The sequence below is a fragment of the Mesobacillus subterraneus genome (assembly GCF_023715485.1).
In the GTDB taxonomy this organism is placed as follows: Bacteria; Bacillota; Bacilli; order Bacillales; family Cytobacillaceae; genus Mesobacillus; species Mesobacillus subterraneus_B.
In genome coordinates this window covers 69,251-92,343 of sequence record NZ_JAMBOF010000017.1, presented here as the reverse complement: position 1 = coordinate 92,343, position 23,093 = coordinate 69,251, and the positions used below count along the sequence as shown (strand labels likewise).

Below are 23,093 nucleotides of genomic sequence, written 5' to 3'. Positions count from 1 at the left end.
GATTTAGGTTAAACTGTAATTGAGTCATAATTAATTCCTCCACATTGTTTTCGTCGCTGATAACATTGTTGACTAAAGGAATTAATTTGACTCATTTTCTTTTTACACAATTATATGGGCTTAATCCCCGAACCCGGATTTTCAGGTCACCAATCGACGCTATTAGTGTCCTGTTTTTCCCGAACCCGGATTTTTAGGTCACCAATCCACGCAATTGGTGCCCTGTTTTTCCCGAAACTGAGTTTTTAGGTCACCAATCCACATTATTGGTTCCCTGTTTTACCCGAACCCGGATTTTTAGGTCACCAATCGGCATCATTGGCTCCATGTTTTTCCATAAAACATATTTTCCGCTCTCCAATCTGTTCAAAGGCGACATTTATTCTGAGTTTCATAATAAGTTGGAATAGAAGAAAAGCGGTGTCTGATTGCATTCAGGACACCGCTTTGTCAAATATTATCACGAATTATTCACTTCTAAAACATGAACATCTCTTTGATTTCATCCATATTGTCAGTCTTGGCAAGGGCGACAAGCAGCTTGATTCTTGCTTTCTGGCCGTTGAGACCGTTTGAGAAAATGACGCCCAATTCCTTCAGGTGCTTTCCTCCGCCTTCATACCCGTATACATCCTGGACAATGCCGGCAAAGCTTCTGGAAACAATGACGACTGGAATATTGTTCTGGATGAATTCTTTCACACCCTCAAGTGCGGCAGGTGGAAGATTGCCTTGTCCAAGTGCTTCAATCACTACTCCATCCACTTTTAAGCTTAGAATCGCCTTGAGTAGAGATGAGTCCATTCCTGCGTGCGCTTTTATCAGGGCGACTTTTTTGCTGATGTCCTCAACAAAGTAGTTTTCATGTTTCGTAGGAGTGTGGTGGAAAAGTACACCCCTTTTCGTAACAATGCCAATTGGTCCATATTGCGGGCTTTGGAAGGTTGAGATATTGCTCGTGTGGGTTTTTGTGACATTCACTGCCGTATGAATTTCATCATTAAGGACGACAAGAACACCTTGTCCTCTTGCTTCTTGGCTCGAAGCAACCCTGATTGATGAAATTAAGTTATAGAGTCCGTCAGAACCGATTTCATTGCTGGATCGCATTGCTCCGGTCACAACGATCGGAAAGTTTGCCTGCACAGTCAAATCCAAAAAATACGCCGTTTCTTCCAGGGTATCCGTCCCATGAGTGATGACTGCTCCATCGATATTGCCATGCTGAGTGTATTCCTCGATGATGTTTTTTAATTTCATCATTTCTTGCGTCGTAATATGGGGCGAAGGAAGGTTGAAAGGTTCTTCAACCATCAGGTTGGCGAGGCTGGCAAGCAGGTCCGTCCCTTCCGTCAAAGGATTGTTCGTGCCAGGCTTGACAGAGCCGCTGGTATCTTCGCTCATGGAAATCGTTCCGCCAGTATGGATCAATAAAATATTTTTTTTCAAGATTACTACCTCCGAATACCCGATCGAGAAAGAATAATAATCCATTTTCTTTCTTCTAATATCATGATACGATTAAAAAAACAAATTGAAAAGAGGACAGCGCATGCTGGGAATAGTTACTGCCGGAGTCGCTCCGGGTCTGGCACTGTTAAGTTACTTTTATTTAAAGGATCAATACGATTCTGAGCCGCTATCTTTGGTATTCAAGACGTTCATTTTTGGAGCTCTGCTCGTGTTTCCGCTTATGTTCATTCAGTATGTGCTTGCAGCCGAAGGCATCTTCCAGGGCGATTATATAAAAGCATTCGGGACTGTTGGACTCATGGAAGAGTTTTTCAAGTGGTTCATCCTTTATTATACAATCTTTCAGCATATTTCTTTTGATGAACCATATGATGGAATCATTTATGGCGCGTCCGTGTCACTTGGTTTTGCATCAGCGGAAAATATTTTTTATCTGGTAGCCAATGGCCTGCAGGATGCGATCGGCAGGGCGCTTTTGCCCGTATCGAGTCACGCATTGTTCGGGGTAATCATGGGTTATTACATTGGTAAAGCCAAGTTTTCAGCTGGTTCTATTAAAAAATGGATCATGTTGTCATTACTGGTCCCTGTACTTCTCCATGGAGTTTACGACTTCATCCTGATGACGAGGGAAGACTGGCTGGTCCTGATGGTGCCTTTCATGGTTTTCTTGTGGTGGCTGGGCCTTAAGAAAGTTAAAAAAGCAAGGGTGCTGACGTTGCAGCATGTGGAGAAGCAATACCCTATATAAAAACTCTTCATTTATAAAAAATGGAGAGTTTTTTTGTTTTGTGGAATAAAAGTTATCTCTTTACAAAAAATAGGATTAATCTTTTAAGTTCACATCTTGGGGGTTGCATGGAATGAAGAATTATCGGTCCATCTTAAAATTGATGACCGCTTTGGCATTGATTTTGTCTATTGTTCATTTAAGTGAAGTTGATCAAAGAGCGGAGGCTTTTACTAGCCAGGTACTACAGCAAGGAACAGTCGGGGAAGATGTAGTCGAACTTCAGTCACGTCTTAAGCATATAGGGTTCTATAGTGGCAAAATTGATGGTGTTTTTGGCTGGGGTACCTATTGGGCACTCCGGAACTTCCAGTATGAATTTGGATTGAAGGTTGATGGTGTTGCAGGGTGGCAGACCAAACTGAAATTGGCAAAAGCCACACCGAACGCCAAGATTGCCTGGGGTGGTGAAACAAACAAGCAAACGGGCGGCACACAAAACCAGTCAGCGCCTGCGAAACCAGCTGCGGCCACAAATACGCCGAATGGATTTTCTCAGAATGATATCCAGCTTATGGCTAATGCAGTGTACGGAGAGGCAAGAGGAGAGCCATATACAGGGCAGGTAGCGGTTGCTGCGGTCATATTAAACCGTTTGGACAGTGCTACATTCCCAAACACCATTTCAGGTGTAATCTTTGAACCTAGGGCGTTTACCGCTGTGGCGGATGGGCAGATTTGGCTAACTCCTAATGAAAACGCAAAAAAGGCTGTTCTGGATGCCATTAATGGCTGGGATCCTACTGGCAATGCTTTATACTATTTCAATCCCGATACGGCAACAAGTGCATGGATTTGGGGAAGGCCGCAAATAAAGAAGATCGGTAAACATATTTTTTGTAAATAGAGGTGAGTTGAATTGCTAAGAGGAATAGCCATAGCAGTCCTTATTGTGGGTATAGCCGGAACTGCCTTCTGGGGTTACCAGGAGCATCGGGAAAAGACAGCGGTATTAATAAATGCCGAAAACAATTACCAGAGAGCTTTTCATGATCTGACATACCAAATGGATTTGTTGAATGATAAAATCGGCACAACGCTCGCGATGAACTCAAGGAGTTCATTATCACCACAACTTGCAGAGGTGTGGAAAATCACATCTCAAGCGCATGGTGATGTCGGTCAGCTTCCTTTAACTCTTTTGCCTTTTAATAAAACCGAAGAGTTTTTGGCGAATATCGGAAATTTTAGTTATAAAACAGCTGTGCGCGACCTCGACAAAGAACCCTTGACAGAAAAGGAATACGCTACGCTGAAGACATTATATGAACAATCTGGTGAAATTCAGCAGGATTTAAGGCAAGTCCAGCATATGGTTTTGGCAAATAATTTACGATGGATGGATGTTGAGCTCGCATTAGCAACAGAGAAGGGCAAAACTGACAATACGATAATAGATGGTTTCAAAACGGTTGAAAAGACCGTAGAAGGATATTCGGAAACTGATTTCGGCCCTGCGCAAATAAACCTGCAAAAGCGAGATGAAAACTTTAAAAAGCTTTCAGGCAGGAAAATTTCCAAGGATGAAGCAGTCAAGATTACCAGAAAATACGCACCTCTTAAGAATGCTCGAAACGTAAAGGTTACTGAAAGTGGCAAAGGATCACATTATGGATTTTACAGTGTATCGATACAGGATCCAAAGACTAAACTAGAAGCAAATATGGATATAACAAAGAAAGGCGGGTATCCAATTTGGTTCTTGCTCGACAGAGATGTGAAAAAACAAGCCATTAGTCTTAATGACGCATCAAATAAAGCGATCGCATTTTTGAAAGACAATAATTTTGAGAATCTGGATCTTTTTGAAAGTGCACAGTATGATAATATAGGAGTTTTTACATTTGTAGGAAATCAGGACGGAGTAAGAATTTATCCTGATGCCATCAAAATGAAAGTGGCACTCGACAACGGAGAGATTATTGGCTTTTCTGCCGAGGACTATTTAAAGTCACATAAAGCCAGGGAAATACCTAAGGCAGGAATTACGATTGAGGATGCAAAAACGAAAATAAATCCAAATTTAAAAGTTATGGATCAGACAACGGCGATTATTTTAAATGATTTGAATGAAGAGGTATTGTGTTATGAATTCATGGGAGTTCTAGGCAATGACACCTTCAGGATCTATATAAATGCTGAAGACGGTACAGAAGAAAAGGTAGAAAAGCTGCAAAATGCTGAACCGATATATGAAGACATCGTTTAAGCAGACTTCGTCGTAAACTTTGAGTTTTTTTAGCGATCATGGTCAGTTTCATTCAGTTTAAAGACAAGTACTGGATATAGGTTATTCGAAAAAAAACAATCCATGTGAAAACAGTCTTAAGGAAAAGCCTGGTGCTTTTCCTTTTTTCATTTGGCTGGGCCTTTTCATAAATCTTCTCGCAGAAAGCGAGTGACGGAGCGGAAAACGACTATCATTTACATATTTTTACATAAACCATTTTTTAATAACGGATAGTGAAATTTATCCATTAAAGGACTATTGCACCATATATTCCTTACGTGTCATAATGGATACATATTATGTTTTTAAAGGCTTTTTTTGAAATTCAAAATTTCTAGCACGTAAAGTGACTAGAGGCAGCAAGGGTGTTTAAAATCAAATATAAGAAAACCCTTTGATAAAACAGGTGAGGAAGTGAGCTGGCTATGATAAAGATCGGCGATAATATAATTCTGGAAAATAAATACTCGGAAAATTCCGAGCAATATAAATGTAAGCTGGTAGAACGGAAAGGAAATGATCTATACATTGATTATCCTATTAATATAAGTACTGACAGGACAGTCTTTCTCCTGGAAGGAACTCCTTTGAAAGCGAACTTTGTGACAGAGTCAGGTTCGCATTACTATTTTGACACTGAGGTCAAAGGCCGAGTGAAGCTGAATATCCCTATGGTTATCCTTTCATATCCTGGGAAAGAACATCTTATTAAAATCCAACGAAGACAATATGTACGCGTAGAAACATCGGTTGATGTTGCGGTACACTCAGCCAGGGGTGAGTTCGCTCCTTTTACGACCATAACAGATGATATAAGTGCAGGAGGGGCAGCCCTGTTAACAGATAAGAACAGCAATTTAAAGCCCGGTTTTGATATAGAGTGCTGGTTTGCCCTTCCGATGCAAAATGGTGAGTACGAATACCGGAAGTTCCAGGGGAAAGTTGGGAGAATCATTGAAGGACAGGGTCATATGAACAAAGCTTCTGTGCAATTCTATGAGACTTCTGGTATTGACAGGCAGGTGCTGCTGAGGTTTTGCTTTGAAAGGCAGCTGGCGATGAAGAAAAAAGGCCTTCCAGTCTAGAGATGGAATAAATGCTGATCTTTGCTCCAATACTAGAAGAAAAGTATTTTACGGGAGCAATAGATATGAAAACATTTGAAAGAATCTTAATCAAAATAGCTATCATTCAATTTGTTTTTTTGATTATCGCACAATTGTTTTTCCATGAATTAAATGCATTTCCGGAGCTTAAACAGATTACTCAATATGAAGGTGTTACAGATAATAATCATTCAGAAGTGCTGAAGTCGATAATGAGCAAAAAGTAGCAGGTGCTTTTCCTGCTTTTTTTTGTGGATGTTGGCGAAAAAAAGAGATGAATGAAGAGGATTAAATAAATTTTGTGTTAAAATATAAGAGAATATAAAGGAACAACAAGGAGTGTACCAGGAGGAAATATGAATAAACGAATTTCAATCGCCATAGACGGACCTGCAGCAGCGGGGAAAAGTACGGTTGCAAAAATTGTAGCCGAAAAACTAACTTATGTATACATCGATACAGGTGCAATGTACCGTGCGCTTACATTCAAGGCTTTAAAAGAAGGTGTAGCCCTGGATGATGAAGCTGAATTGATCAGCCTGTTGAACGGAACGACCATTGAACTTTTGCCGGGAGAAGCTGGTCAAAAGGTGTTGATTGATGGTGTTGAGGTTACGAACGAAATCAGGACTTCCGAGGTCACAAACCAAGTATCATTTGCTTCAGTACATGAACAAGTGAGAAAAGAAATGGTGAAGCGCCAGCAGCTATTCGCTACGGAAGGCGGAGTCGTCATGGATGGAAGAGACATCGGAACCCATGTGCTGCCACATGCCGAAGTAAAGGTTTTCCTGCTTGCGAGTGTGGAAGAGAGAGCGCAGCGGAGACATGCAGAAAATATCCAGAAGGGATTCCCGTCCGATCTGGAAAAACTTGAGCAAGAAATTGCCGCTCGGGATAAGATTGATTCTGAACGCGAAGTCGCTCCGCTTAAGAAGGCTGAGGATGCGGTGGAGATAGATACCACTTCTCTGTCTATCGCAGACGTGGTAGAAAAAATTATGGACTTGGCGCTTGAAAGGATCGGGTGAAATTGACGGTTTATTCGTTTGTAAGATCTGTTGTAGCTGCTATTTTAAAACCAGTTTATCGAATTGAAGTAATAGGCAGGGAGAACATTCCTGCTGAAGGAGGCGTCCTTCTTTGTGCGAACCATATCGACAATCTGGATCCTCCTGTAGTGGGGATTACTGCCCCTCGTCCTGTTCACTTCATGGCAAAGGACGAGCTTTTTTCGGTTCCGTTACTTGGGAAAATTGTCCCCCATCTGAATGCGTTCCCTGTAAAAAGGGGAATGAGTGATAGAGAGGCTTTAAGAAAAGGACTTGCAATTTTAAAGGATGGAAAGGTTTTAGGGTTGTTTCCAGAGGGAACAAGAAGCAAGACAGGTGAAATGGGTAAGGGTCTTGCCGGAGCGGGTTTCTTTGCCCTTAGGGCAGATGCCCATATCGTTCCTTGCGCAATCATCGGACCTTACAGAGCATTCAAAAAGTTGAAAGTCGTTTACGGAAAGCCGATTGATATGGTTTCCGTGAAGGAAAATAAACTGAATGCTGAGCAGGCAACCGATTTGATCATGAGTGAAATCCAAAAGCTGATCACCGAGTATAAGTAATGTTTCTTGCTTGACAAAAATGCCTGTTTGTAAGAAGTTATTAAGAAGAGATATTTTTAGAATTTTCACTTAGTAGTTAAATTATGTTGTTTTTATAGTGGCGCTTTCGCCACAAAGCATATAATTTTGCAGCAGTCATGGATTAAGGAGGAGTACATATGTCAGAAGATATGAACCAAATCGAGGTAAGAAGCTTTCAGGCCGGTGACCGTGTCAAAGGCCAGGTAACCAAGGTAGAAGAGAAGCAAGTCCTTGTTGATATCGAGGGCAGCAAGCTTGATGGAATCATTCCAATCAGCGAATTATCCAGCCTTCATGTAGAAAAGGCTGAAGATGCAGTTTCAGTCGGAGACGAATTGGAACTCGAAGTCCAGAAGGTTGAAGAAGAGGCTTTAATTCTTTCAAAAAGAAAAGTAGATGCTGAAAAAGCATGGGAAGAGCTTAAAGTGAAATTCGAAAGCGGAGAAGTTTTCGAAGCAGAAGTGAAAGATGTGGTAAAAGGCGGCCTTGTAGTTGATTTAGGCGTACGCGGATTTGTACCTGCATCACTTGTGGAATCCCATTTTGTCGAAGATTTTTCAGACTACAAAGGCAAAAGCCTCAGCTTTAAAATTGTTGAGCTTGAGCAAGAGAAGAATCGCTTGATTCTTTCCCATCGCGTTGTTGTGGAACAGGAGCAAGGGAAGAAGAAACAGGATCTTCTTGCAGCAATCCAGCCTGGTCAGGTAATTGAAGGCACAGTCCAAAGAATTACGGATTTTGGTGCGTTTGTCGACATCGGGGGCGTTGATGGTCTTGTCCATATTTCACAGCTTTCCCACGAGCATGTCGAAAAGCCATCAGACGTAGTCGAGGAAGGCCAGAAAGTACAAGTTAAGGTATTGAGTGTTGATCGTGACAATGAACGCATTTCACTATCAATTAAAGAAACTTTGCCAGGACCATGGGCTGACATTGATGAAAAGGCACCAAAGGGAAGCACGCTTGAAGGTACTGTAAAGCGCCTTGTATCTTATGGAGCATTCGTTGAAGTTTTCCCTGGAGTGGAAGGCCTTGTCCACATTTCACAGATTTCTCATAAACATATCGGTACTCCGCATGAAGTCCTGAATGAAGGGCAGACTGTGAAGGTAAAGGTGCTTGATGTTAATAAGGCTGACCAAAGATTATCACTTAGCATGAAGGAGTTCGAGGAAAGAGAGAGCAACGAAGCTTTCGATTACGAACTTCCTGAGGAATCGAAAGGATTCAGTTTAGGTGATATGATCGGAGACAAGCTAAAGAATCTAAAACAGTAATGGTGATATATTGTGTCGAGATCGAAACGGAAATGGGACCATATTCAATATGCCCTTGAAACTGGCCAGAAAAGGCTAACCGGTTTTGACGATATCAAATTTGTACACCAAAGCTTGCCTGGCACAAATCTTGATTCAGTAAAATTGCAGACTCAAATTGGCGAACTTTCTTTAAGTTCGCCAATTTTTATAAATGCAATGACGGGCGGCGGCGGTGAAAGAACGTATCGAATTAACCGTGAATTGGCAGTTGCTGCAAGGGAAACAGGTGCAGCGATTGCAGTAGGATCACAGATGTCCGCCTTGAAAGACCCCTCAGAGCGAAGAACATATGAAGTAGTCAGACAAATGCATCCGGATGGAATCATTCTTGCCAATCTGGGTAGTGAATCAACGGTCGAACAAGCTGAAGCAGCAGTAAATATGATTCAAGCCAACGGTCTGCAGATTCATTTGAATGTCATTCAGGAATTGACGATGCCTGAAGGTGACAGGGATTTTCAAGGTGCAATTTCGCGCATTCTGGAAATCGAACAAAAGCTGGACATTCCGGTAATTGTGAAAGAGGTTGGTTTTGGAATGAGTGCAGAAGCCATATTCGCACTCTCATCAGCTGGAATTGGCCATATTGATATTGGCGGTTTTGGGGGTACGAACTTTGCGGCAATTGAAAACAAACGAAGAGAACGACTGCTGCCTTTTTTTGAGAACTGGGGAATACCGACTGCTGCCTCATTAATTGAAGCTAAGTCAGTTGGTCCGGCACTATCAGTGATTGCGTCCGGAGGAATTCAAACCAGTTTGGATATAGTAAAAGCACTTTCTTTAGGTGCTGATGCGGCTGCTATGGCCGGTTACTTATTGAAAACCTTGCTGGAGCACGGTACCGAAAGTGTGATTAAAGAAATTCAGGACATAAAAAAAGAAATATCAATTTTAATGGCTGCCCTCGGAGTTCATGAAATCGAAAAACTTCGCACTGTTCCTCTTGTTATAAGCGGGGATACATACCATTGGCTAAATCAAAGAGGGATTGATACGAAGGCTTTTGCCCGGCGATAGAGTCGCCTTTAGAGGGTTTGATCAATAATAATAATTGGCTGAACCAATTTGTGAAGCCGGCTAACAGGAGACCCCTGCATATCATTATGCAGGGGTTTTCTGCTTGATAAGATAATTAGCTGTACTTGCCATCGTTCAGTGAGCGTGCTTCTTCAGGACTTTGCATTTTCGTCGCTCCAGGGTAGTGCAATGCCTGGTCACGATCTGATTCAACGCGTCTGCTTTCTTTTAACTTTTTTTCCTGTCTGTCCCTTCCCATATTCACACCTCCTGATGTGCCTAAGCAGAGAAAATGAGCGTCAGCGCCATCCGTTTAACCTTCAGCAGATAAGGTCATGCCTTTTTGCCTGCCTAATCACGGGAGACCTCTTTGATTTTTACAGCCCCTTCTTTCTGAAAGGCGCATCCGCTTTTCTTAACATGGAACAGTATAAAAAGTTTATGCAAAAAAGATTAAATTACATAAGCGATTGCCATAATGGAAATGATAGGAGGGGAAGAATGGAAGGTCTGTATTTTTATTGGCTAGCGTGGATTGCGTGGATTTGGGTTACGTTTTTTATGGATAAGAAAAAACCGGAAAGAATAAAAATTGCAGTCTGGCTGTTGGCAGCCATCCTGGCTGCTCCTATAAAACTGAGCCTGCTGTATTTTGAGTTTCATCTCTCAGCTTTGGCAATCGCTTTGTTTGTATTCTTGGAGACATGGAGCAAGAAAACAGGATCCTTATATTTTTTCTTGTCATCATTCATCATCATGCTGGCTTATACAAGCTTTTTGATGTTCGAATTATATGACCCGATCTGGGTGCTCTTCGATCGGAGCATCATGCTTGCAGCGATTGGATTTTATTTGGCTCTATTACTTCATAAGAACAGGCATAGCCGTATACTGTCCTTGCTTGCTGGCTTTTTGCAGGGGGAAGTGTTGTTTTCCGTAATCTTGTGGAAATTCAATTTTCCTTATGCAATTTCATCACTGGCCTTTATGGACATATTGATTTTATCGTTGGCTATGCTGGGCACATGGTCAGCAGTCGAAACGATATTAGTTACTTTGTCTGGCAGCACAACTAACCAGGTGGAGGGGGAGGAGCAAAAGACTACATGAACGAATACACACTGCCCATCGTTTTCGGGATTGCAACAGGAACGATTGCAAGGCTATTTATGCTCAGAACAGACTATCGCCAATACCCTACATATTTGCACGGGAAAATTATCCATGTGGCTCTTGGTTTCATTGCTGCCGGGCTAGGTACGGTGGCGGGGCCAGCAATTATGGAAGAAGAGTTCACCGCTATCACCTTTTTGACTCTTGCAGCATCACAATTCAGGGAAGTCAGAAACATGGAGAGGAATACCCTTACTGAACTAGACGGCTATGAACTTGTATCCAGGGGCAAAACCTATATCGAGGGGATCGCCATCGCCTTTGAAAGCCGAAATTATCTTGTTATATTTACGTCTCTTGTCAGCACTCTTTCCTATCTCATCTTCAATATATGGGCAGGAATTATCGCAGCAATAGTGGCAATGCTCATTTCGAAAAAATTGATGTCAGGCGGCAAGTTGAAAGATATTGTGGAAATAGAATATATTGAGCCTAGATTCGAGGGTGCCGGACTTTATGTCGACAATATCTATATCATGAACATTGGTCTGCCGGAAAGGCAAAAAGAAGTACTTCGCTATGGCATGGGATTTATTTTAAAACCGAAAAATATGAATGCTCGTTCCACGATTGCTAACCTTGGCCAAAGACAGGCAGTGCTCCATGATTTATCAACTGCGCTTGGTGTTTATCGCGATTCGGGAACCCCTGCGCTAGTGCCGTTGGCAAAAAGGGATCTTGATGATGGAAGAGTTGGAGTTTTCGTGCTGCCGCAGGAGAGAGAGATTGAGCGGGCTATAAATGTGATAGGTGACGTACCGACTCTGGAAAATGCAATCAGGATGCCATCCGAGAAGAAAAGCAATGAAGGGGGTATGGGTAAATGATGCTCGAGAAATTTATACTTGCAGCGATCACCACTAACCCAAAAAAAGTCCCCTCAGGAACTGCTGTTTTTCACTGTGATTCTAAGGAAGAGATGGAGACAGTTGCTGCTAACCTCGAAGCAATTCTAGACGGTATTGCCCATGCGCTGACAGAGGAGCTTTTTATAATTGTGAAACATTGACAAGAAATGTTTTCGTTGCCTGATTACGGCATCTTTTGATAAACTGATTAAGCCAGACCCTTCTGTATATCTAGAAGGGTTTATTTTATAAGGCTCTATCCTGTTGGCGGCTTATATAAAATCAGCTTCCATGGATACGCCTTTAATGAATGATGATGAAAACGTGGGAAGTTTGAAATTGTTATGGCCAGGTCCGTGACCTGCATTAATAGAATTTGAAAGGGTGATGTTCATGACGAAACCAGTGATAGCTATCGTTGGGCGTCCGAATGTCGGCAAGTCTACGATTTTTAATCGAATCGTTGGTGAACGTATTTCGATCGTTGAAGATATTCCTGGAGTAACGAGGGATCGTATATACAGTTCAGCTGAATGGCTGACACATGAATTTAATATTATTGATACCGGAGGAATTGATTTAGGGGACGAGCCGTTTCTTGATCAAATCCGCCAGCAGGCTGAAATTGCGATCGATGAGGCGGATGTAATCATTTTCCTTGTCAACGGCAGAGAAGGGGTAACTTCGGCTGATGAAGAAGTGGCTAAGATTCTTTATCGCTCTAACAAACCAGTCGTCCTTGCCGTTAATAAGATTGACAATCCGGATATGAGAGACATGATTTACGATTTTTATGCTCTTGGATTCGGTGAACCAATGCCAATCTCCGGTTCGCACGGACTTGGACTGGGAGACCTGCTCGATGAAGCAGCTAAGCATTTTCCAAAGTCCAAGGAAGATGATTATGACAAAGATGCGATTAAATTTTCTTTGATCGGCAGACCAAACGTTGGCAAATCCTCGCTTGTCAATGCGATCCTTGGTGAGGAGCGCGTAATTGTGAGTGACATTGCTGGTACGACAAGGGATGCTATTGACTCGAAGGTAACATATAATGGGCAAAAATATACCATTATTGATACGGCTGGAATGCGAAAAAAGGGCAAGGTATATGAAACAACCGAAAAATACAGTGTTTTAAGGGCGTTAAGAGCAATTGAACGCTCAGATGTTGTTCTAATTGTCATCAATGCGGAAGAAGGCATCATCGAGCAGGATAAGCATATTGCCGGCTATGCTGAAGAAGCCGGACGGGCTGTCATCATTGTCGTCAATAAATGGGATGCAATTGAAAAAGATGAAAAAACAATGAAGGAATTTGAGGAAAAGATTCGTGCTCATTTCCTATTCTTAAGCTATGCACCGATTGTTTTCTTATCTGCTAAAACGAAGAAGCGTATCCATACATTGATGCCTATTATCGATCTGGCAAGTGAAAACCATGCGATGAGGGTGCAGACGAATATCCTGAATGAAGTAATCATGGATGCTGTTGCCATGAATCCAACGCCGACAGATAAAGGGAAGAGGCTCAAGATTTACTATGCAACGCAAGTATCAACAAAACCGCCGACATTTGTTATTTTTGTCAATGAGCCTGAATTATTGCACTTTTCATATCAGCGTTTCCTGGAAAACAGGATCAGGGACGCTTTCGATTTCACAGGAACTCCAATTAAGATTTTTGCAAGGGAAAGAAAATAATATAAAGGTTGTGGTTTAAATGGATAGGAAGAGAGAGAAAGTAGCCGTTCTCGGTGCTGGGAGCTGGGGAACAGCGCTGGCAATGGTACTCGCTGACAATGGACATGAAGTTCGCCTATGGGGACATAATCCTGTTCAAATTGACGAAATCAACCAGCAGCATACCAACCGGAAATATCTTCCCGAAATTGATTTGCCTGCAACCATCAACGGATATTCTTCATTGCAAGAGGCATTAAGCGGTATCAAAACAGTGATTATGGCTGTTCCAACTAAAGCCATCAGAGAAGTGATCAGAAAAATGACAGAGGTTAAATCTGAGGCCATGCAGATTGTTCATGTAAGTAAAGGCATTGAGCCGGACTCGTTGCTGCGTATTTCTGAAATGATTGAAGAAGAAATGCCAGCAGATTTACTCGAGAGCGTAATCGTTCTTTCTGGTCCAAGCCATGCTGAAGAGGTCAGTTTGCGTCATCCAACAACTGTTACGGTGTCATCGAAAGATATGGGGGCGGCTGAGAAAATCCAGGACCTGTTTATCAACAATAATTTCAGAGTATATACAAATCCTGATTTAATCGGGGTTGAAATTGGCGGTGCACTGAAGAATATCATCGCCTTAGCTGCCGGTATATCGGACGGACTAGGTTATGGCGATAACGCAAAGGCTGCCTTGATCACGAGGGGACTTGCAGAAATAGCCCGCCTCGGCGTCAAAATGGGAGCGAGTCCAATGACCTTCTCTGGCTTGACAGGGATTGGGGATTTGATTGTAACGTGTACGAGCGTCCATTCAAGGAACTGGCGGGCTGGAAATCTGCTCGGCAAGGGCCAGAATCTGGACGAAGTCCTTGAAAACATGGGAATGGTTGTAGAAGGGGTCCGTACAACGAAAGCTGCGTACCAGCTTGCTGGAAAATACGGCGTGAACATGCCTATAACAAATGCTCTGTATAATATCCTCTTCACTGGAATTAATCCCAAGGATGCAGTAGATGGTTTAATGTCCCGGGAAAAAACTCACGAAATGGAAGATTTGGCAGACATTCTTGGCGGGAAAAATTGATCAATAAATATTTTTAAAGAATAATCCTGTCAATATAGGCATTCGAGGATGCGCTTTCCACCGTACCTGCATAAAATGCATCGAAGCAAACTGGTGGTTTGAACTGGGTGTCAGGGTATTTAGTCATCATAGGCTGAAGTAAAGTTGTCCGCCCCTTCTTTACTTCAGTTTTTTTTATTATGTTTGCCTGCATGATTGCTGCTTATGTTATAATACTTCTCGGAAAAGGGAGGGGTTTATTTTGTCACCCGCATTATTGAAGATGTATGTTTCTTTTTTAGGCATGGGCTTCATGATTGTGTCATTGTTTGCGATCTATCTAAGCCGTTTTAAGTTAAAAGGTTTCTTTAAAGTTGTCACGGCGGTCATTGCCTACGCGCTGATGATCATGGCCGGTCTGATTATCTTTTTTGTTGTATTCAGCGGCCCGACAAGCGAATAAAATACATAGGATTAAAGGGTTGGGATCAATGAGTAAAATCCGTTTTTATCTGCCAGTCATACTTATTTTATTTACATTGACAGGCTGCATGTATCCGGAAGAAAAACTTGTCCAGAATCAGATTCCCTATAAAGACCAGATAGACAGTGTGCAGTCTGCGGTGAATCAATTCCAGGAAGCAAATGGCGGGTTGCTGCCGATTAAAACAAAGGATGCTGAAACACCGATTTATCAAAAGTATCCAATAGATTTTAAGAAAATAGTTCCTCGATTTCTTTCTGAAACACCGGGAAACGCCTACGAAAATGGCGGCCTTTTTCAATATGTCCTTGTTGATGCAGAGTCAAATCCCACTGTAAAGCTTCTTGACTTGAGGATGGCAGAGACAATCAGGGAAATAAAAATGAGGATAAATGCCAGCGGATACCCTCCATACAAGGGAAAAATTTCTGAAAATATTTATACATTGGATTTTAAAAAGATAGGTTATAAAGAAGAGCCGGTAGCAGTCAGTCCATACACAAACCAAAATCTTCATTTCATCATTTCAACTGATGGTGAGATTTTCATTGATTATCGGAGCGACCTCTACCAGGCGATCAAGTCCTCAAAGCACGAGCTTAATGAGGGAGAAGATATCCGGCATATACTAGTGAATGAATCTATGTTTGTGCCTGCTTACTCACTGCCTTACACTATTGATAAGAACAAAGAACCGATCTTTTTAGCGAAATAGTCATAACCCTTCTTCTGCAAAATATATTGTAGAAGAAGGGTTTTTTTTTGTCTTGAAAAAGAAATTAATTGTTCTCATAAAAGGGCATTGAAGCAGTCTTTTTTTTGTGAATAAAAAATAAGGGGGTAAAAAAATAAAAAAATTGTCATATCGATATAGGACAACATCATAAATATATACTGTCCCAGATTACTAATTTGGATGATATTATTCCCACTAACTCTATGATCGGGAGGGGATCACTTGGAAAAGGTAGATATTTTTAAGGATATCGCTGAGAGAACTGGCGGCGATATTTACCTGGGGGTTGTAGGTGCAGTACGCACTGGCAAATCCACTTTTATCAAAAAATTTATGGAGCTGGTGGTTTTACCTAATATTAATAATGAAGCTGACCGGGCAAGAGCACTCGATGAATTGCCGCAAAGCGCAGCAGGTAAAACTATTATGACGACCGAACCCAAATTCGTGCCTAACCAGGCGGCATCCGTGCATGTGGATGAAGGGCTGGATGTAAATATCAGGCTCGTAGATTGCGTCGGGTATACAGTTCCAGGTGCAAAAGGGTATGAGGACGAAAACGGTCCAAGGATGATCAATACGCCTTGGTATGAAGAACCGATCCCTTTCCATGAGGCAGCGGAAATTGGAACAAGGAAGGTTATTCAGGAACATTCTACACTTGGAGTTGTGATTACGACAGATGGGACAATTGGTGAAATCCCTAGACAGGATTACATCGAGGCAGAAGAAAGAGTGATCGAAGAGCTCAAGGAAGTCGGCAAGCCGTTCATCATGGTTGTGAACAGCGCCCAGCCATATCACCCGAACACGGAAACATTGCGTTCACAATTGGCTGATAAATATGATATCCCGGTGCTCGCGATGAGTGTAGAAAGTATGAGAGAATCTGATGTTCTTAACGTAATGAGGGAAGCTCTGTACGAATTCCCGGTACTTGAAGTGAACGTCAACCTGCCAAGCTGGGTAATGGTACTTCGCGAAAATCACTGGCTGCGTGAAAGCTACCAGGAAGCAGTCAAAGAAACTGTGAAAGATATCAAAAGGCTGCGTGATGTCGACAGGGTGGTCCATCAATTCAGCGATTTTGAGTACATTGACCGTGCAGGCCTTGCAGGCATTGAAATGGGCCAGGGTGTCGCTGAAATCGATCTGTATGCTCCGGATGACCTGTATGATGAAATTCTAAAGGAAATCGTTGGAGTGGAGATCCGCGGCAAAGACCACTTGCTTGAACTGATGCAGGAATTTGCCTACGCCAAGGCAGAGTTCGACCAGATTTCAGATGCCCTTAAAATGGTTAAGCAGACAGGGTACGGGATTGCTTCTCCATCACTGTCTGACATGAGCCTTGAGGAGCCGGAAATCATTCGTCAGGGAGCACGTTTCGGAGTCCGCCTAAGGGCTGTTGCACCTTCAATCCATATGATTAAAGTGGATGTGGAGTCTGAATTCTCACCAATCATCGGAACAGAAAAACAAAGTGAGGAGCTCGTCCGGTATTTGATGCAGGATTTTGAGGATGACCCGCTTTCCATCTGGAATTCTGACATTTTCGGAAGAAGCTTAAGCTCTATCGTCCGCGAAGGAATTTCGGCAAAACTAAGCCTGATGCCAGAAAATGCACGCTACAAATTAAAAGAGACGCTGGAAAGAATCATAAACGAAGGATCCGGCGGATTAATAGCCATCATACTATAATTGGGACTCCTCTGGGAGTCTTTTTTGTTTTTCAATAAGGCTATTTCGCTAAACACTAATTTCTATAAGTTTAATATGTTTCAAGGAAATATAAACTGGATCATTAAAAAACATAAAAAACCTAAGATAAAAGTTTAAATCGCTATTCCAAGGGTAATTAGAAAGGGTTAACATATTACAAATATGTTTCAAAGAAGAAAAGATTCCCATTATTTCTTGAAATTATCTTGATAAGAAGAAAACATTATGATAATCTTTTAACAGAATTAGCGTTGTAGCTGTCAAACCCTTATTTTACAGGGGTTCAAGCTATTTTGGATTCTTTTTCATAGTTTTTTGTAAACTATGTCAATAAAATCCTGCAACAACGTATAGAATTCATTTGTTTTGTTTAGAAATGTAGTAAGATGCTTTATTTCTGAGCAATGGGATATCTTTGGGAGGAGGTGAATGGCATGAACAAAACAGAACTTATCAATGCAGTTGCAGAAGCTGGTGAGCTTTCTAAAAAAGACGCAACAAAAGCAGTTGACGCTGTTTTTGATTCAATCTTAAATGCATTAAAAGATGGGGACAAAGTACAGTTAATCGGTTTTGGTAACTTCGAAGTTCGTGAGCGCGCTGCCCGTAAAGGACGCAACCCACAAACTGGCGACGAAATCGAAATTTCTGCTAGCAAGGTGCCTGCTTTCAAACCTGGCAAAGCGCTTAAGGATGCAGTGAAATAATTACATACGACGCATTGAGCGTATGCTTACAAAAAAAAGGCCGCGACCCGTTCGCGGCCTTTTTTTATTTTTCGGGATTTTATAAAAAGTATTTAATGGTAGATAACTTCATGTGTTTTCTTAATCCAGCTCTGACGCCTAGTCCTCGGTTTATAAGTTGGCGTGGCAGCTGCCTGGCTGAGGACATTCTCTTTGCAGTCTGATTTATGTCTGCAGTGCCGCCCAAGCCGCTTTCACTTTTTGATCATGTCAGCAAAGGGAAAGTTTTGCTTGCATAGAATCGGTTATGCTAAGATGAAAATATTATAATCAAATAGCTGCCTTAATATGCAGATTATAATTAGATTCATGGAACATAGGAGGAAACGCAGATGTCAAACGTCAATCGTGCCCAAATTGAAGAAGCGGTACGTTTAATATTAGAAGCAGTAGGAGAGGATCCAAACAGAGAAGGATTGCTCGATACACCAAAGCGCGTAGCGAAAATGTACGAGGAAGTTTTCTCAGGCTTGAACCAGGATCCTAAAGAGTATTTTGAAACCATTTTTGGCGAGGACCATGAGGAATTGGTATTAGTTAAGGATATCCCATTCTATTCTATGTGCGAGCATCATTTAGTGCCTTTCTTCGGAAAAGCGCACGTTGCTTACATTCCGAGGGGAGGAAAAGTTACTGGTCTTAGCAAGCTTGCAAGAGCTGTAGAAGCGGTAGCAAAACGGCCCCAGCTTCAGGAACGGATTACATCCACGATTGCGAATGCCATCATGGAAAAGCTTGACCCTCACGGTGTGATGGTCGTAGTAGAAGCTGAGCACATGTGCATGACAATGAGAGGGGTCAAGAAACCGGGCTCAAAAACAGTAACATCAGCAGTACGGGGTACTTTAGCTGAAGATGTAAATGCACGCGCAGAAATCTTGTCATTTATCAAAGGGTAATAGTGTTTCCGGGGCTGTCATTCTTTTAGCCTTTTAATGCTTCAGGATGATATAGAGGAGCCAGGCCTGTCACCACCCGGCCATCCTATGACCTCCTGTCAGGCTTAGCAGCACTAGGACGTCACGTCCTTCGGAACTGGACATATTCTTTCCTGTAAGGGGGATAATAATGGATAAGAAACCAAGTGTTAATATGGATTACGTAATAATAAAGGCAATTGAGGATGGAGTTAACGTAATCGGGCTCACACGAGGAACAGATACCCGATTCCACCATTCTGAAAAGCTTGACCAGGGCGAGGTTATGATTGCCCAGTTTACCGAGCATACATCAGCCATCAAAATCAGAGGACATGCCAGGATTGTTACTCCCTTTGGCGAAATTGAAAGCGAGAAGAAGTAGAAGGCTCCTAAATTCAACTATTTTGTTACAAAAACCCCCTCGTTTTATAGTAAAAGGCGTTTAATTTATAATATCGCATCCATGATAATATCATATATGATATAATTGTCACTGCCTTGGAATGTTCGGTACAACTGCAAACTAGTTATTTAGGCGCTTTTTTTATGTCTGTTTTACATTTCTTGACAATATTCTGCCCGCCGCCGGCAATCCAATATAAATTAGGGGAACAAGGGTGATTTATTTGCTAGATTTACAAAACAAATTAGATGGCATCAGAGAGCTTCTTCTCGAAAAACTTTCGCATCCTTATTTGCTGGAGCATGTAGAATCTCCTTTTATAGATGATGATCGACTCTTGCTGCTAATCTCCTTATTGGACCAGTATGGAGTGAACCAGGAACAAGCAAAGAATTATACTGTGACTACAATGCTTCTGCAAATTGCCCTTGATACCCATGAGCATGTCCGGAATTCACAAACAGGTGAAGAAGATGACAGCCATAAAAGCCGCCAATTAACAGTGCTGGCAGGGATTTATTTCAGTGGTCTTTATTATAAGCTTCTGTCAGAAACAGAAGATATTGAGATGATCAAGCAATTGGCCGCTGGTGTAAAAGAGGTCAATGAGCATAAAATTTCCTTGTATCAAAAAGAAGCGGAAGCAATCGATAAATTGATGGATAGCGTGAAGCTGATTGAGTCGACCCTTCTGGGAAAGGTCGCTGAGCATTTCAATGCCTCAGAATGGCATGAGCTTGCCGCTAACTGGCTATTTGTGAAACGGTTGATTTCAGAAGAAAAGAAATTCATGCAGTCAGGCAGGTCGCTCGTGTTTGATGTAATGAAAAAAATTACGCTTCCGAAAATAGACCAGAGTTCTTCAGAGCTTTCTGCTGAACAGCAAAAGTATCTATTAACAATTTGCACTCGTTATATTGAATTTTCAATGACGATGATCGATACTGCTTTAAAAAAGCTCCCTGGGATGAATAGCCTGCTAATGGACAGATTAAAGCTGATCGCTGGCCAGCACCAGTCCATGTCTAAAAAATTCGCGGAAGAAGGGTAAATAGAATGCAGCAATCGAAAGAAGAAAGAGTTCATGGAGTCTTTGAAAAAATATATGAAAATTATGATCAAATGAATTCTGTCATCAGCTTTCAGCAGCATATTAAGTGGCGAAATGACACGATGAAAAAAATGAATGTCCAAACAGGCGCTAAAGCTCTCGATGTCTGCTGCGGAACAGCTGATTGGACCATTGCGTTAGCAGAGTCTGTTGGCAAGGAAGGCAGTGTCATTGGACTTGATTTCAGCAAAAATATGCTTAAAATCGGCGAAGAAAAACTAAAAGACCGTAATCTGGATCAGGCGTCACTAGTTCATGGGAATGCGATGGAGCTGCCGTTTGAAGATAACAGTTTTGATTATGTAACAATCGGTTTTGGTTTGAGGAATGTTCCAGATTACAATCAGGTGCTCCGAGAAATGCACCGCGTTGTTAAACCTGGCGGCATGGCAGTATGCCTTGAAACCTCCCAGCCTACTATGCCAGGCTTCACTCAGCTGTACCGTTTTTATTTCAGGTTTGTCATGCCAATGTTCGGCAAGCTGTTCGCTAAAAGCTATGATGAATATTCATGGCTTCAGGAATCGGCAAAGGATTTCCCCGGCATGAAAGAGCTTGCCAGGATGTTCTCGGATGCCGGGTTTGTAAACGTTGAATATAAACCGTATAGCGGCGGAGTGGCTGCTGTACATATTGGCCGCAAACAAAAATAATGAGTATGGCTGTCCTTTTCTTAAACGCTCGGCAAGGAAGGTCAGCCTGTTTTTAATTAAGCTCATTTCTTCGCGAAAGTTGAAAGCTATATTCATCTGGGAATTAAACAAAAATAAAAGTCCCTGAACCATAAATAGATAGCTTGGGTGGAAGCTTGATTGCCAATCAAACCTGGGCATAAAATAATCCCTCCTGTCTGGACATCGAAGCGGTAAGACTTAAAAGTATGCTTGAACGCCACAATGTCCCGCGCAGGATGCAAAAGCTGGGTGTATACTAATGAAAATGAAACTGTTATATACATACTTAAATTCAGATTTGACACTGATTGAGAAAGAACTGGAAGAAACGATCGAAGCAGAGTCTCAGCTGCTCCGCCAAGCGAGCTTGCATTTGTTAAAGGCAGGAGGCAAACGGATCCGGCCAGTATTTGTACTTCTTGGCGGGAAATTTGGCACCTATGATATCAATGTGATCAAGGACGTCGCCGTTTCCCTTGAATTGATACATATGGCTTCCCTTGTACATGATGACGTAATAGATGATGCTGAACTCCGCAGGGGCCAGCCGACTATCAAAGCGAAATGGGACAATCGGATTGCAATGTATACTGGTGACTACATATTTGCAAGAGCGCTTGAGCTTATGACTAAAATCGACAATCCTCTCGCCCATCAAATTCTATCGGAGACGATTGTCGAATTGAGTATCGGAGAAATCGAGCAAATCAAGGATAAATACAACTTTGATCAAAACCTGCGGGATTATTTTCTAAGAATTAAAAGGAAGACAGCACTTCTTATTGCTGCCAGCTGCCAGCTGGGTGCTGTGGTTTCGGGAGTTCCTGAAACAGACCATAGAAAACTGTACAAGTTTGGCTATTATGTAGGGATGTCCTTCCAAATAACAGATGACGTCCTTGATTTTACAGGTACCGAAAAAGAACTCGGCAAGCCAGCGGGCGGAGATTTGCTGCAGGGGAATATCACTCTTCCTGTCCTGTATGCGATGGAGGATGAGGAAATTAGAAGAAGAATTAAGTCTGTCCATGAAGGCATGGACAGAAAAGAGCTGGATGACATCCTCAAACTGATCCAGGAATCAGGAGCGATAGAAAAATCGCTGGACATAAGCGACCGCTACCTGGAGAAAGCTCTTGCCATTCTCGATGAACTCCCGGCAAACAAGGCAAAAAAATCTTTGCGAGACATTGCCAAATTTATTGGAAAACGAAAGTATTAGCAAGTTGCGAATTTTTCTAAAAAATGATACTATTTTCAAGGGTTGCTTTTGTAAGCGGTTCACTATACATATTTGAATTAGGAGTGGAACTCATGGAAAAGACGTATTTAATGGTCAAGCCTGACGGAGTACAGCGCAACCTTATTGGTGAAGTTGTTGCTCGTTTTGAAAAGAAGGGCTTTCAGCTTGTTGGCGCAAAACTATTGAACATCCCAAGGGAACTTGCTGAAGAGCATTATGGCGAACACAAAGAGCGTCCATTTTTCGGCGAATTGGTAGATTTCATTACATCCGGTCCTGTCTTCGCGATGGTTTGGCAAGGTGAAAACGTAATCGCTACTGCGCGCCAGATGATGGGTGCTACAAACCCTAAAGACGCTGCTCCAGGAACAATCCGCGGAGATTTCGGTGTTACTGTAGGGAAAAATGTTATTCACGGATCAGACTCGCCAGAAAGCGCTGAGCGTGAAATCGGACTATTCTTCAAACAGGAAGAATTGGCTGAATACAGCAAATTAATGAACGAGTGGGTATACTAAGATCTACTAAGGCACTTGTCAATCGCAAGTGCCTTTTTAATTTGCTTTGGCTCTGTTAAACAAGGCAGTTGATTTTCGTTCCAGGCGCTCCGCTTTCCGCGGGGCTGGCGCTGAGCCTACCTCGTCGCTTCGCTCCTGCGTGGTCTCACCTGACCAGCTAAGCCGCAGGACATTGATTGAGCTTCCTCGAAA

Annotated in this window: 26 protein-coding genes; 24 read left to right on the top strand and 2 right to left on the bottom strand. The window is 42.2% G+C overall.

The genetic code is table 11. The features are described 5' to 3' along the window. Positions 1-477: 477 nt before the first annotated feature. Positions 478-1,494 (bottom strand): asparaginase, encoded by a 1,017-nt coding sequence (locus M3204_RS19725; protein WP_251486599.1) that lies wholly within the window; start codon positions 1,492-1,494, stop codon positions 478-480. A 58-nt stretch (positions 1,495-1,552) separates the two neighbouring features. Here M3204_RS19725 and prsW point away from each other — a divergent pair, with 58 nt between their 5' ends. From prsW to fni, 9 genes are all read left to right on the top strand, one after another. Further along, positions 1,553-2,224 carry a glutamic-type intramembrane protease PrsW gene (prsW, locus tag M3204_RS19720; RefSeq protein WP_251486596.1) on the top strand — a complete coding sequence of 224 codons (672 nt, stop codon included), beginning with the start codon at positions 1,553-1,555 and terminating at the stop codon, positions 2,222-2,224. Between the two features lie 112 nt (positions 2,225-2,336). Beyond that, positions 2,337-3,110 carry a spore cortex-lytic enzyme gene (sleB, locus tag M3204_RS19715; RefSeq protein WP_435367705.1) on the top strand — a complete coding sequence of 258 codons (774 nt, stop codon included), beginning with the start codon at positions 2,337-2,339 and terminating at the stop codon, positions 3,108-3,110. A 12-nt stretch (positions 3,111-3,122) separates the two neighbouring features. Then, positions 3,123-4,472 (top strand): germination protein YpeB, encoded by a 1,350-nt coding sequence (gene ypeB / locus M3204_RS19710; protein ID WP_251486593.1) that lies wholly within the window; start codon positions 3,123-3,125, stop codon positions 4,470-4,472. Between the two features lie 446 nt (positions 4,473-4,918). Further along, a complete protein-coding gene (locus tag M3204_RS19705) occupies positions 4,919-5,578 on the top strand; it encodes a flagellar brake protein (RefSeq protein WP_251486575.1) in 660 nt (219 codons plus the stop codon). A gap of 65 nt (positions 5,579-5,643) precedes the next feature. Beyond that, positions 5,644-5,826 carry a YpfB family protein gene (locus M3204_RS19700; RefSeq protein ID WP_251486573.1) on the top strand — a complete coding sequence of 61 codons (183 nt, stop codon included), beginning with the start codon at positions 5,644-5,646 and terminating at the stop codon, positions 5,824-5,826. A gap of 129 nt (positions 5,827-5,955) precedes the next feature. Further along, positions 5,956-6,630 (top strand): (d)CMP kinase, encoded by a 675-nt coding sequence (cmk, locus tag M3204_RS19695; RefSeq protein ID WP_251486570.1) that lies wholly within the window; start codon positions 5,956-5,958, stop codon positions 6,628-6,630. A 2-nt stretch (positions 6,631-6,632) separates the two neighbouring features. Further along, a complete protein-coding gene (locus tag M3204_RS19690) occupies positions 6,633-7,214 on the top strand; it encodes a lysophospholipid acyltransferase family protein (RefSeq protein WP_251486567.1) in 582 nt (193 codons plus the stop codon). Between the two features lie 158 nt (positions 7,215-7,372). After that, positions 7,373-8,512 (top strand): 30S ribosomal protein S1, encoded by a 1,140-nt coding sequence (rpsA, locus tag M3204_RS19685; protein ID WP_251486564.1) that lies wholly within the window; start codon positions 7,373-7,375, stop codon positions 8,510-8,512. Between the two features lie 12 nt (positions 8,513-8,524). Beyond that, positions 8,525-9,574, top strand: a complete 1,050-nt coding sequence (fni, locus tag M3204_RS19680; RefSeq protein WP_251486560.1) for a type 2 isopentenyl-diphosphate Delta-isomerase — start codon at positions 8,525-8,527, stop codon at positions 9,572-9,574. A 115-nt stretch (positions 9,575-9,689) separates the two neighbouring features. Here the strand turns inward: fni and M3204_RS19675 are convergent, their stop codons facing one another. Then, the gene (locus tag M3204_RS19675) at positions 9,690-9,833 is read right to left on the bottom strand and encodes a YpzI family protein (protein WP_251486557.1); all 144 of its coding nucleotides are present in this window, start codon (positions 9,831-9,833) and stop codon (positions 9,690-9,692) included. Between the two features lie 242 nt (positions 9,834-10,075). On the opposite strand from M3204_RS19675, the gene M3204_RS19670 reads away from it, so the two are divergent. From M3204_RS19670 to ndk, 15 genes are all read left to right on the top strand, one after another. Beyond that, positions 10,076-10,684: a YphA family membrane protein gene (locus M3204_RS19670; RefSeq protein WP_251486555.1), complete on the top strand. Its 609-nt coding sequence runs from the start codon at positions 10,076-10,078 to the stop codon at positions 10,682-10,684. Beyond that, positions 10,681-11,574 carry a YIEGIA family protein gene (locus M3204_RS19665; protein WP_251486552.1) on the top strand — a complete coding sequence of 298 codons (894 nt, stop codon included), beginning with the start codon at positions 10,681-10,683 and terminating at the stop codon, positions 11,572-11,574. The genes M3204_RS19670 and M3204_RS19665 overlap by 4 nt, the downstream gene beginning before the upstream one ends. Then, a complete protein-coding gene (locus M3204_RS19660) occupies positions 11,571-11,756 on the top strand; it encodes a capping complex subunit for YIEGIA (RefSeq protein ID WP_251486550.1) in 186 nt (61 codons plus the stop codon). Before M3204_RS19665 ends, M3204_RS19660 begins: the two co-directional genes overlap by 4 nt. Positions 11,757-11,988: 232 nt before the next feature. Further along, positions 11,989-13,299 carry a ribosome biogenesis GTPase Der gene (gene der / locus M3204_RS19655; protein WP_251486548.1) on the top strand — a complete coding sequence of 437 codons (1,311 nt, stop codon included), beginning with the start codon at positions 11,989-11,991 and terminating at the stop codon, positions 13,297-13,299. 19 nt (positions 13,300-13,318) lie between these two features. Next, on the top strand, positions 13,319-14,365 hold the full coding sequence (locus M3204_RS19650; protein ID WP_251486546.1) for an NAD(P)H-dependent glycerol-3-phosphate dehydrogenase: 1,047 nt from the start codon (positions 13,319-13,321) through the stop codon (positions 14,363-14,365). A gap of 241 nt (positions 14,366-14,606) precedes the next feature. After that, positions 14,607-14,807 carry a DUF2768 domain-containing protein gene (locus M3204_RS19645; RefSeq protein WP_251486543.1) on the top strand — a complete coding sequence of 67 codons (201 nt, stop codon included), beginning with the start codon at positions 14,607-14,609 and terminating at the stop codon, positions 14,805-14,807. Positions 14,808-14,835: 28 nt separating this feature from the next. Further along, a complete protein-coding gene (locus M3204_RS19640; RefSeq protein WP_251486540.1) occupies positions 14,836-15,543 on the top strand; it encodes a hypothetical protein in 708 nt (235 codons plus the stop codon). A gap of 243 nt (positions 15,544-15,786) precedes the next feature. Next, complete coding sequence (gene spoIVA, locus M3204_RS19635; protein ID WP_251486538.1) at positions 15,787-17,265, top strand: stage IV sporulation protein A; 1,479 nt, start codon at positions 15,787-15,789, stop codon at positions 17,263-17,265. Positions 17,266-17,720: 455 nt separating this feature from the next. Then, positions 17,721-17,993, top strand: coding sequence for an HU family DNA-binding protein (locus M3204_RS19630; protein ID WP_079509561.1), 273 nt, complete (start codon positions 17,721-17,723; stop codon positions 17,991-17,993). 371 nt (positions 17,994-18,364) lie between these two features. Beyond that, a complete protein-coding gene (gene folE, locus M3204_RS19625; protein WP_251486536.1) occupies positions 18,365-18,931 on the top strand; it encodes a GTP cyclohydrolase I FolE in 567 nt (188 codons plus the stop codon). Positions 18,932-19,100: 169 nt separating this feature from the next. Continuing rightward, entirely contained in the window at positions 19,101-19,334 is a 234-nt protein-coding gene (mtrB, locus tag M3204_RS19620; RefSeq protein ID WP_251486534.1) for a trp RNA-binding attenuation protein MtrB, read from the top strand. 235 nt (positions 19,335-19,569) lie between these two features. Next, positions 19,570-20,406 carry a heptaprenyl diphosphate synthase component 1 gene (locus tag M3204_RS19615; RefSeq protein WP_251486531.1) on the top strand — a complete coding sequence of 279 codons (837 nt, stop codon included), beginning with the start codon at positions 19,570-19,572 and terminating at the stop codon, positions 20,404-20,406. Positions 20,407-20,411: 5 nt separating this feature from the next. Next, a complete protein-coding gene (locus tag M3204_RS19610; protein WP_251486529.1) occupies positions 20,412-21,119 on the top strand; it encodes a demethylmenaquinone methyltransferase in 708 nt (235 codons plus the stop codon). Positions 21,120-21,399: 280 nt separating this feature from the next. Then, the gene (gene hepT / locus M3204_RS19605) at positions 21,400-22,362 is read left to right on the top strand and encodes a heptaprenyl diphosphate synthase component II (protein WP_251486527.1); all 963 of its coding nucleotides are present in this window, start codon (positions 21,400-21,402) and stop codon (positions 22,360-22,362) included. Positions 22,363-22,454: 92 nt separating this feature from the next. Then, positions 22,455-22,901: a nucleoside-diphosphate kinase gene (gene ndk, locus M3204_RS19600; RefSeq protein ID WP_251486525.1), complete on the top strand. Its 447-nt coding sequence runs from the start codon at positions 22,455-22,457 to the stop codon at positions 22,899-22,901. Positions 22,902-23,093: the final 192 nt, after the last annotated feature.

Bases quoted from the DNA above. Each gene is read 5' to 3' on its own strand.
- M3204_RS19725 (WP_251486599.1), bottom strand. From the start codon at position 1,494: ATGGATTATTATTCTTTCTCGATCGGGTATTCGGAGGTAGTAATCTTG.
- der (WP_251486548.1), top strand. From the start codon at position 11,989: ATGACGAAACCAGTGATAGCTATCGTTGGGCGTCCGAATGTCGGCAAG.
- folE (WP_251486536.1), top strand. From the start codon at position 18,365: ATGTCAAACGTCAATCGTGCCCAAATTGAAGAAGCGGTACGTTTAATA.
- M3204_RS19650 (WP_251486546.1), top strand. From the start codon at position 13,319: ATGGATAGGAAGAGAGAGAAAGTAGCCGTTCTCGGTGCTGGGAGCTGG.
- sleB (WP_435367705.1), top strand. From the start codon at position 2,337: ATGAAGAATTATCGGTCCATCTTAAAATTGATGACCGCTTTGGCATTG.
- hepT (WP_251486527.1), top strand. From the start codon at position 21,400: ATGAAAATGAAACTGTTATATACATACTTAAATTCAGATTTGACACTG.
- mtrB (WP_251486534.1), top strand. From the start codon at position 19,101: ATGGATAAGAAACCAAGTGTTAATATGGATTACGTAATAATAAAGGCA.
- M3204_RS19675 (WP_251486557.1), bottom strand. From the start codon at position 9,833: ATGGGAAGGGACAGACAGGAAAAAAAGTTAAAAGAAAGCAGACGCGTT.
- M3204_RS19660 (WP_251486550.1), top strand. From the start codon at position 11,571: ATGATGCTCGAGAAATTTATACTTGCAGCGATCACCACTAACCCAAAA.
- M3204_RS19640 (WP_251486540.1), top strand. From the start codon at position 14,836: ATGAGTAAAATCCGTTTTTATCTGCCAGTCATACTTATTTTATTTACA.
- rpsA (WP_251486564.1), top strand. From the start codon at position 7,373: ATGTCAGAAGATATGAACCAAATCGAGGTAAGAAGCTTTCAGGCCGGT.
- M3204_RS19670 (WP_251486555.1), top strand. From the start codon at position 10,076: ATGGAAGGTCTGTATTTTTATTGGCTAGCGTGGATTGCGTGGATTTGG.
- M3204_RS19705 (WP_251486575.1), top strand. From the start codon at position 4,919: ATGATAAAGATCGGCGATAATATAATTCTGGAAAATAAATACTCGGAA.
- M3204_RS19630 (WP_079509561.1), top strand. From the start codon at position 17,721: ATGAACAAAACAGAACTTATCAATGCAGTTGCAGAAGCTGGTGAGCTT.
- ndk (WP_251486525.1), top strand. From the start codon at position 22,455: ATGGAAAAGACGTATTTAATGGTCAAGCCTGACGGAGTACAGCGCAAC.
- M3204_RS19610 (WP_251486529.1), top strand. From the start codon at position 20,412: ATGCAGCAATCGAAAGAAGAAAGAGTTCATGGAGTCTTTGAAAAAATA.
- M3204_RS19665 (WP_251486552.1), top strand. From the start codon at position 10,681: ATGAACGAATACACACTGCCCATCGTTTTCGGGATTGCAACAGGAACG.
- cmk (WP_251486570.1), top strand. From the start codon at position 5,956: ATGAATAAACGAATTTCAATCGCCATAGACGGACCTGCAGCAGCGGGG.
- prsW (WP_251486596.1), top strand. From the start codon at position 1,553: ATGCTGGGAATAGTTACTGCCGGAGTCGCTCCGGGTCTGGCACTGTTA.
- M3204_RS19700 (WP_251486573.1), top strand. From the start codon at position 5,644: ATGAAAACATTTGAAAGAATCTTAATCAAAATAGCTATCATTCAATTT.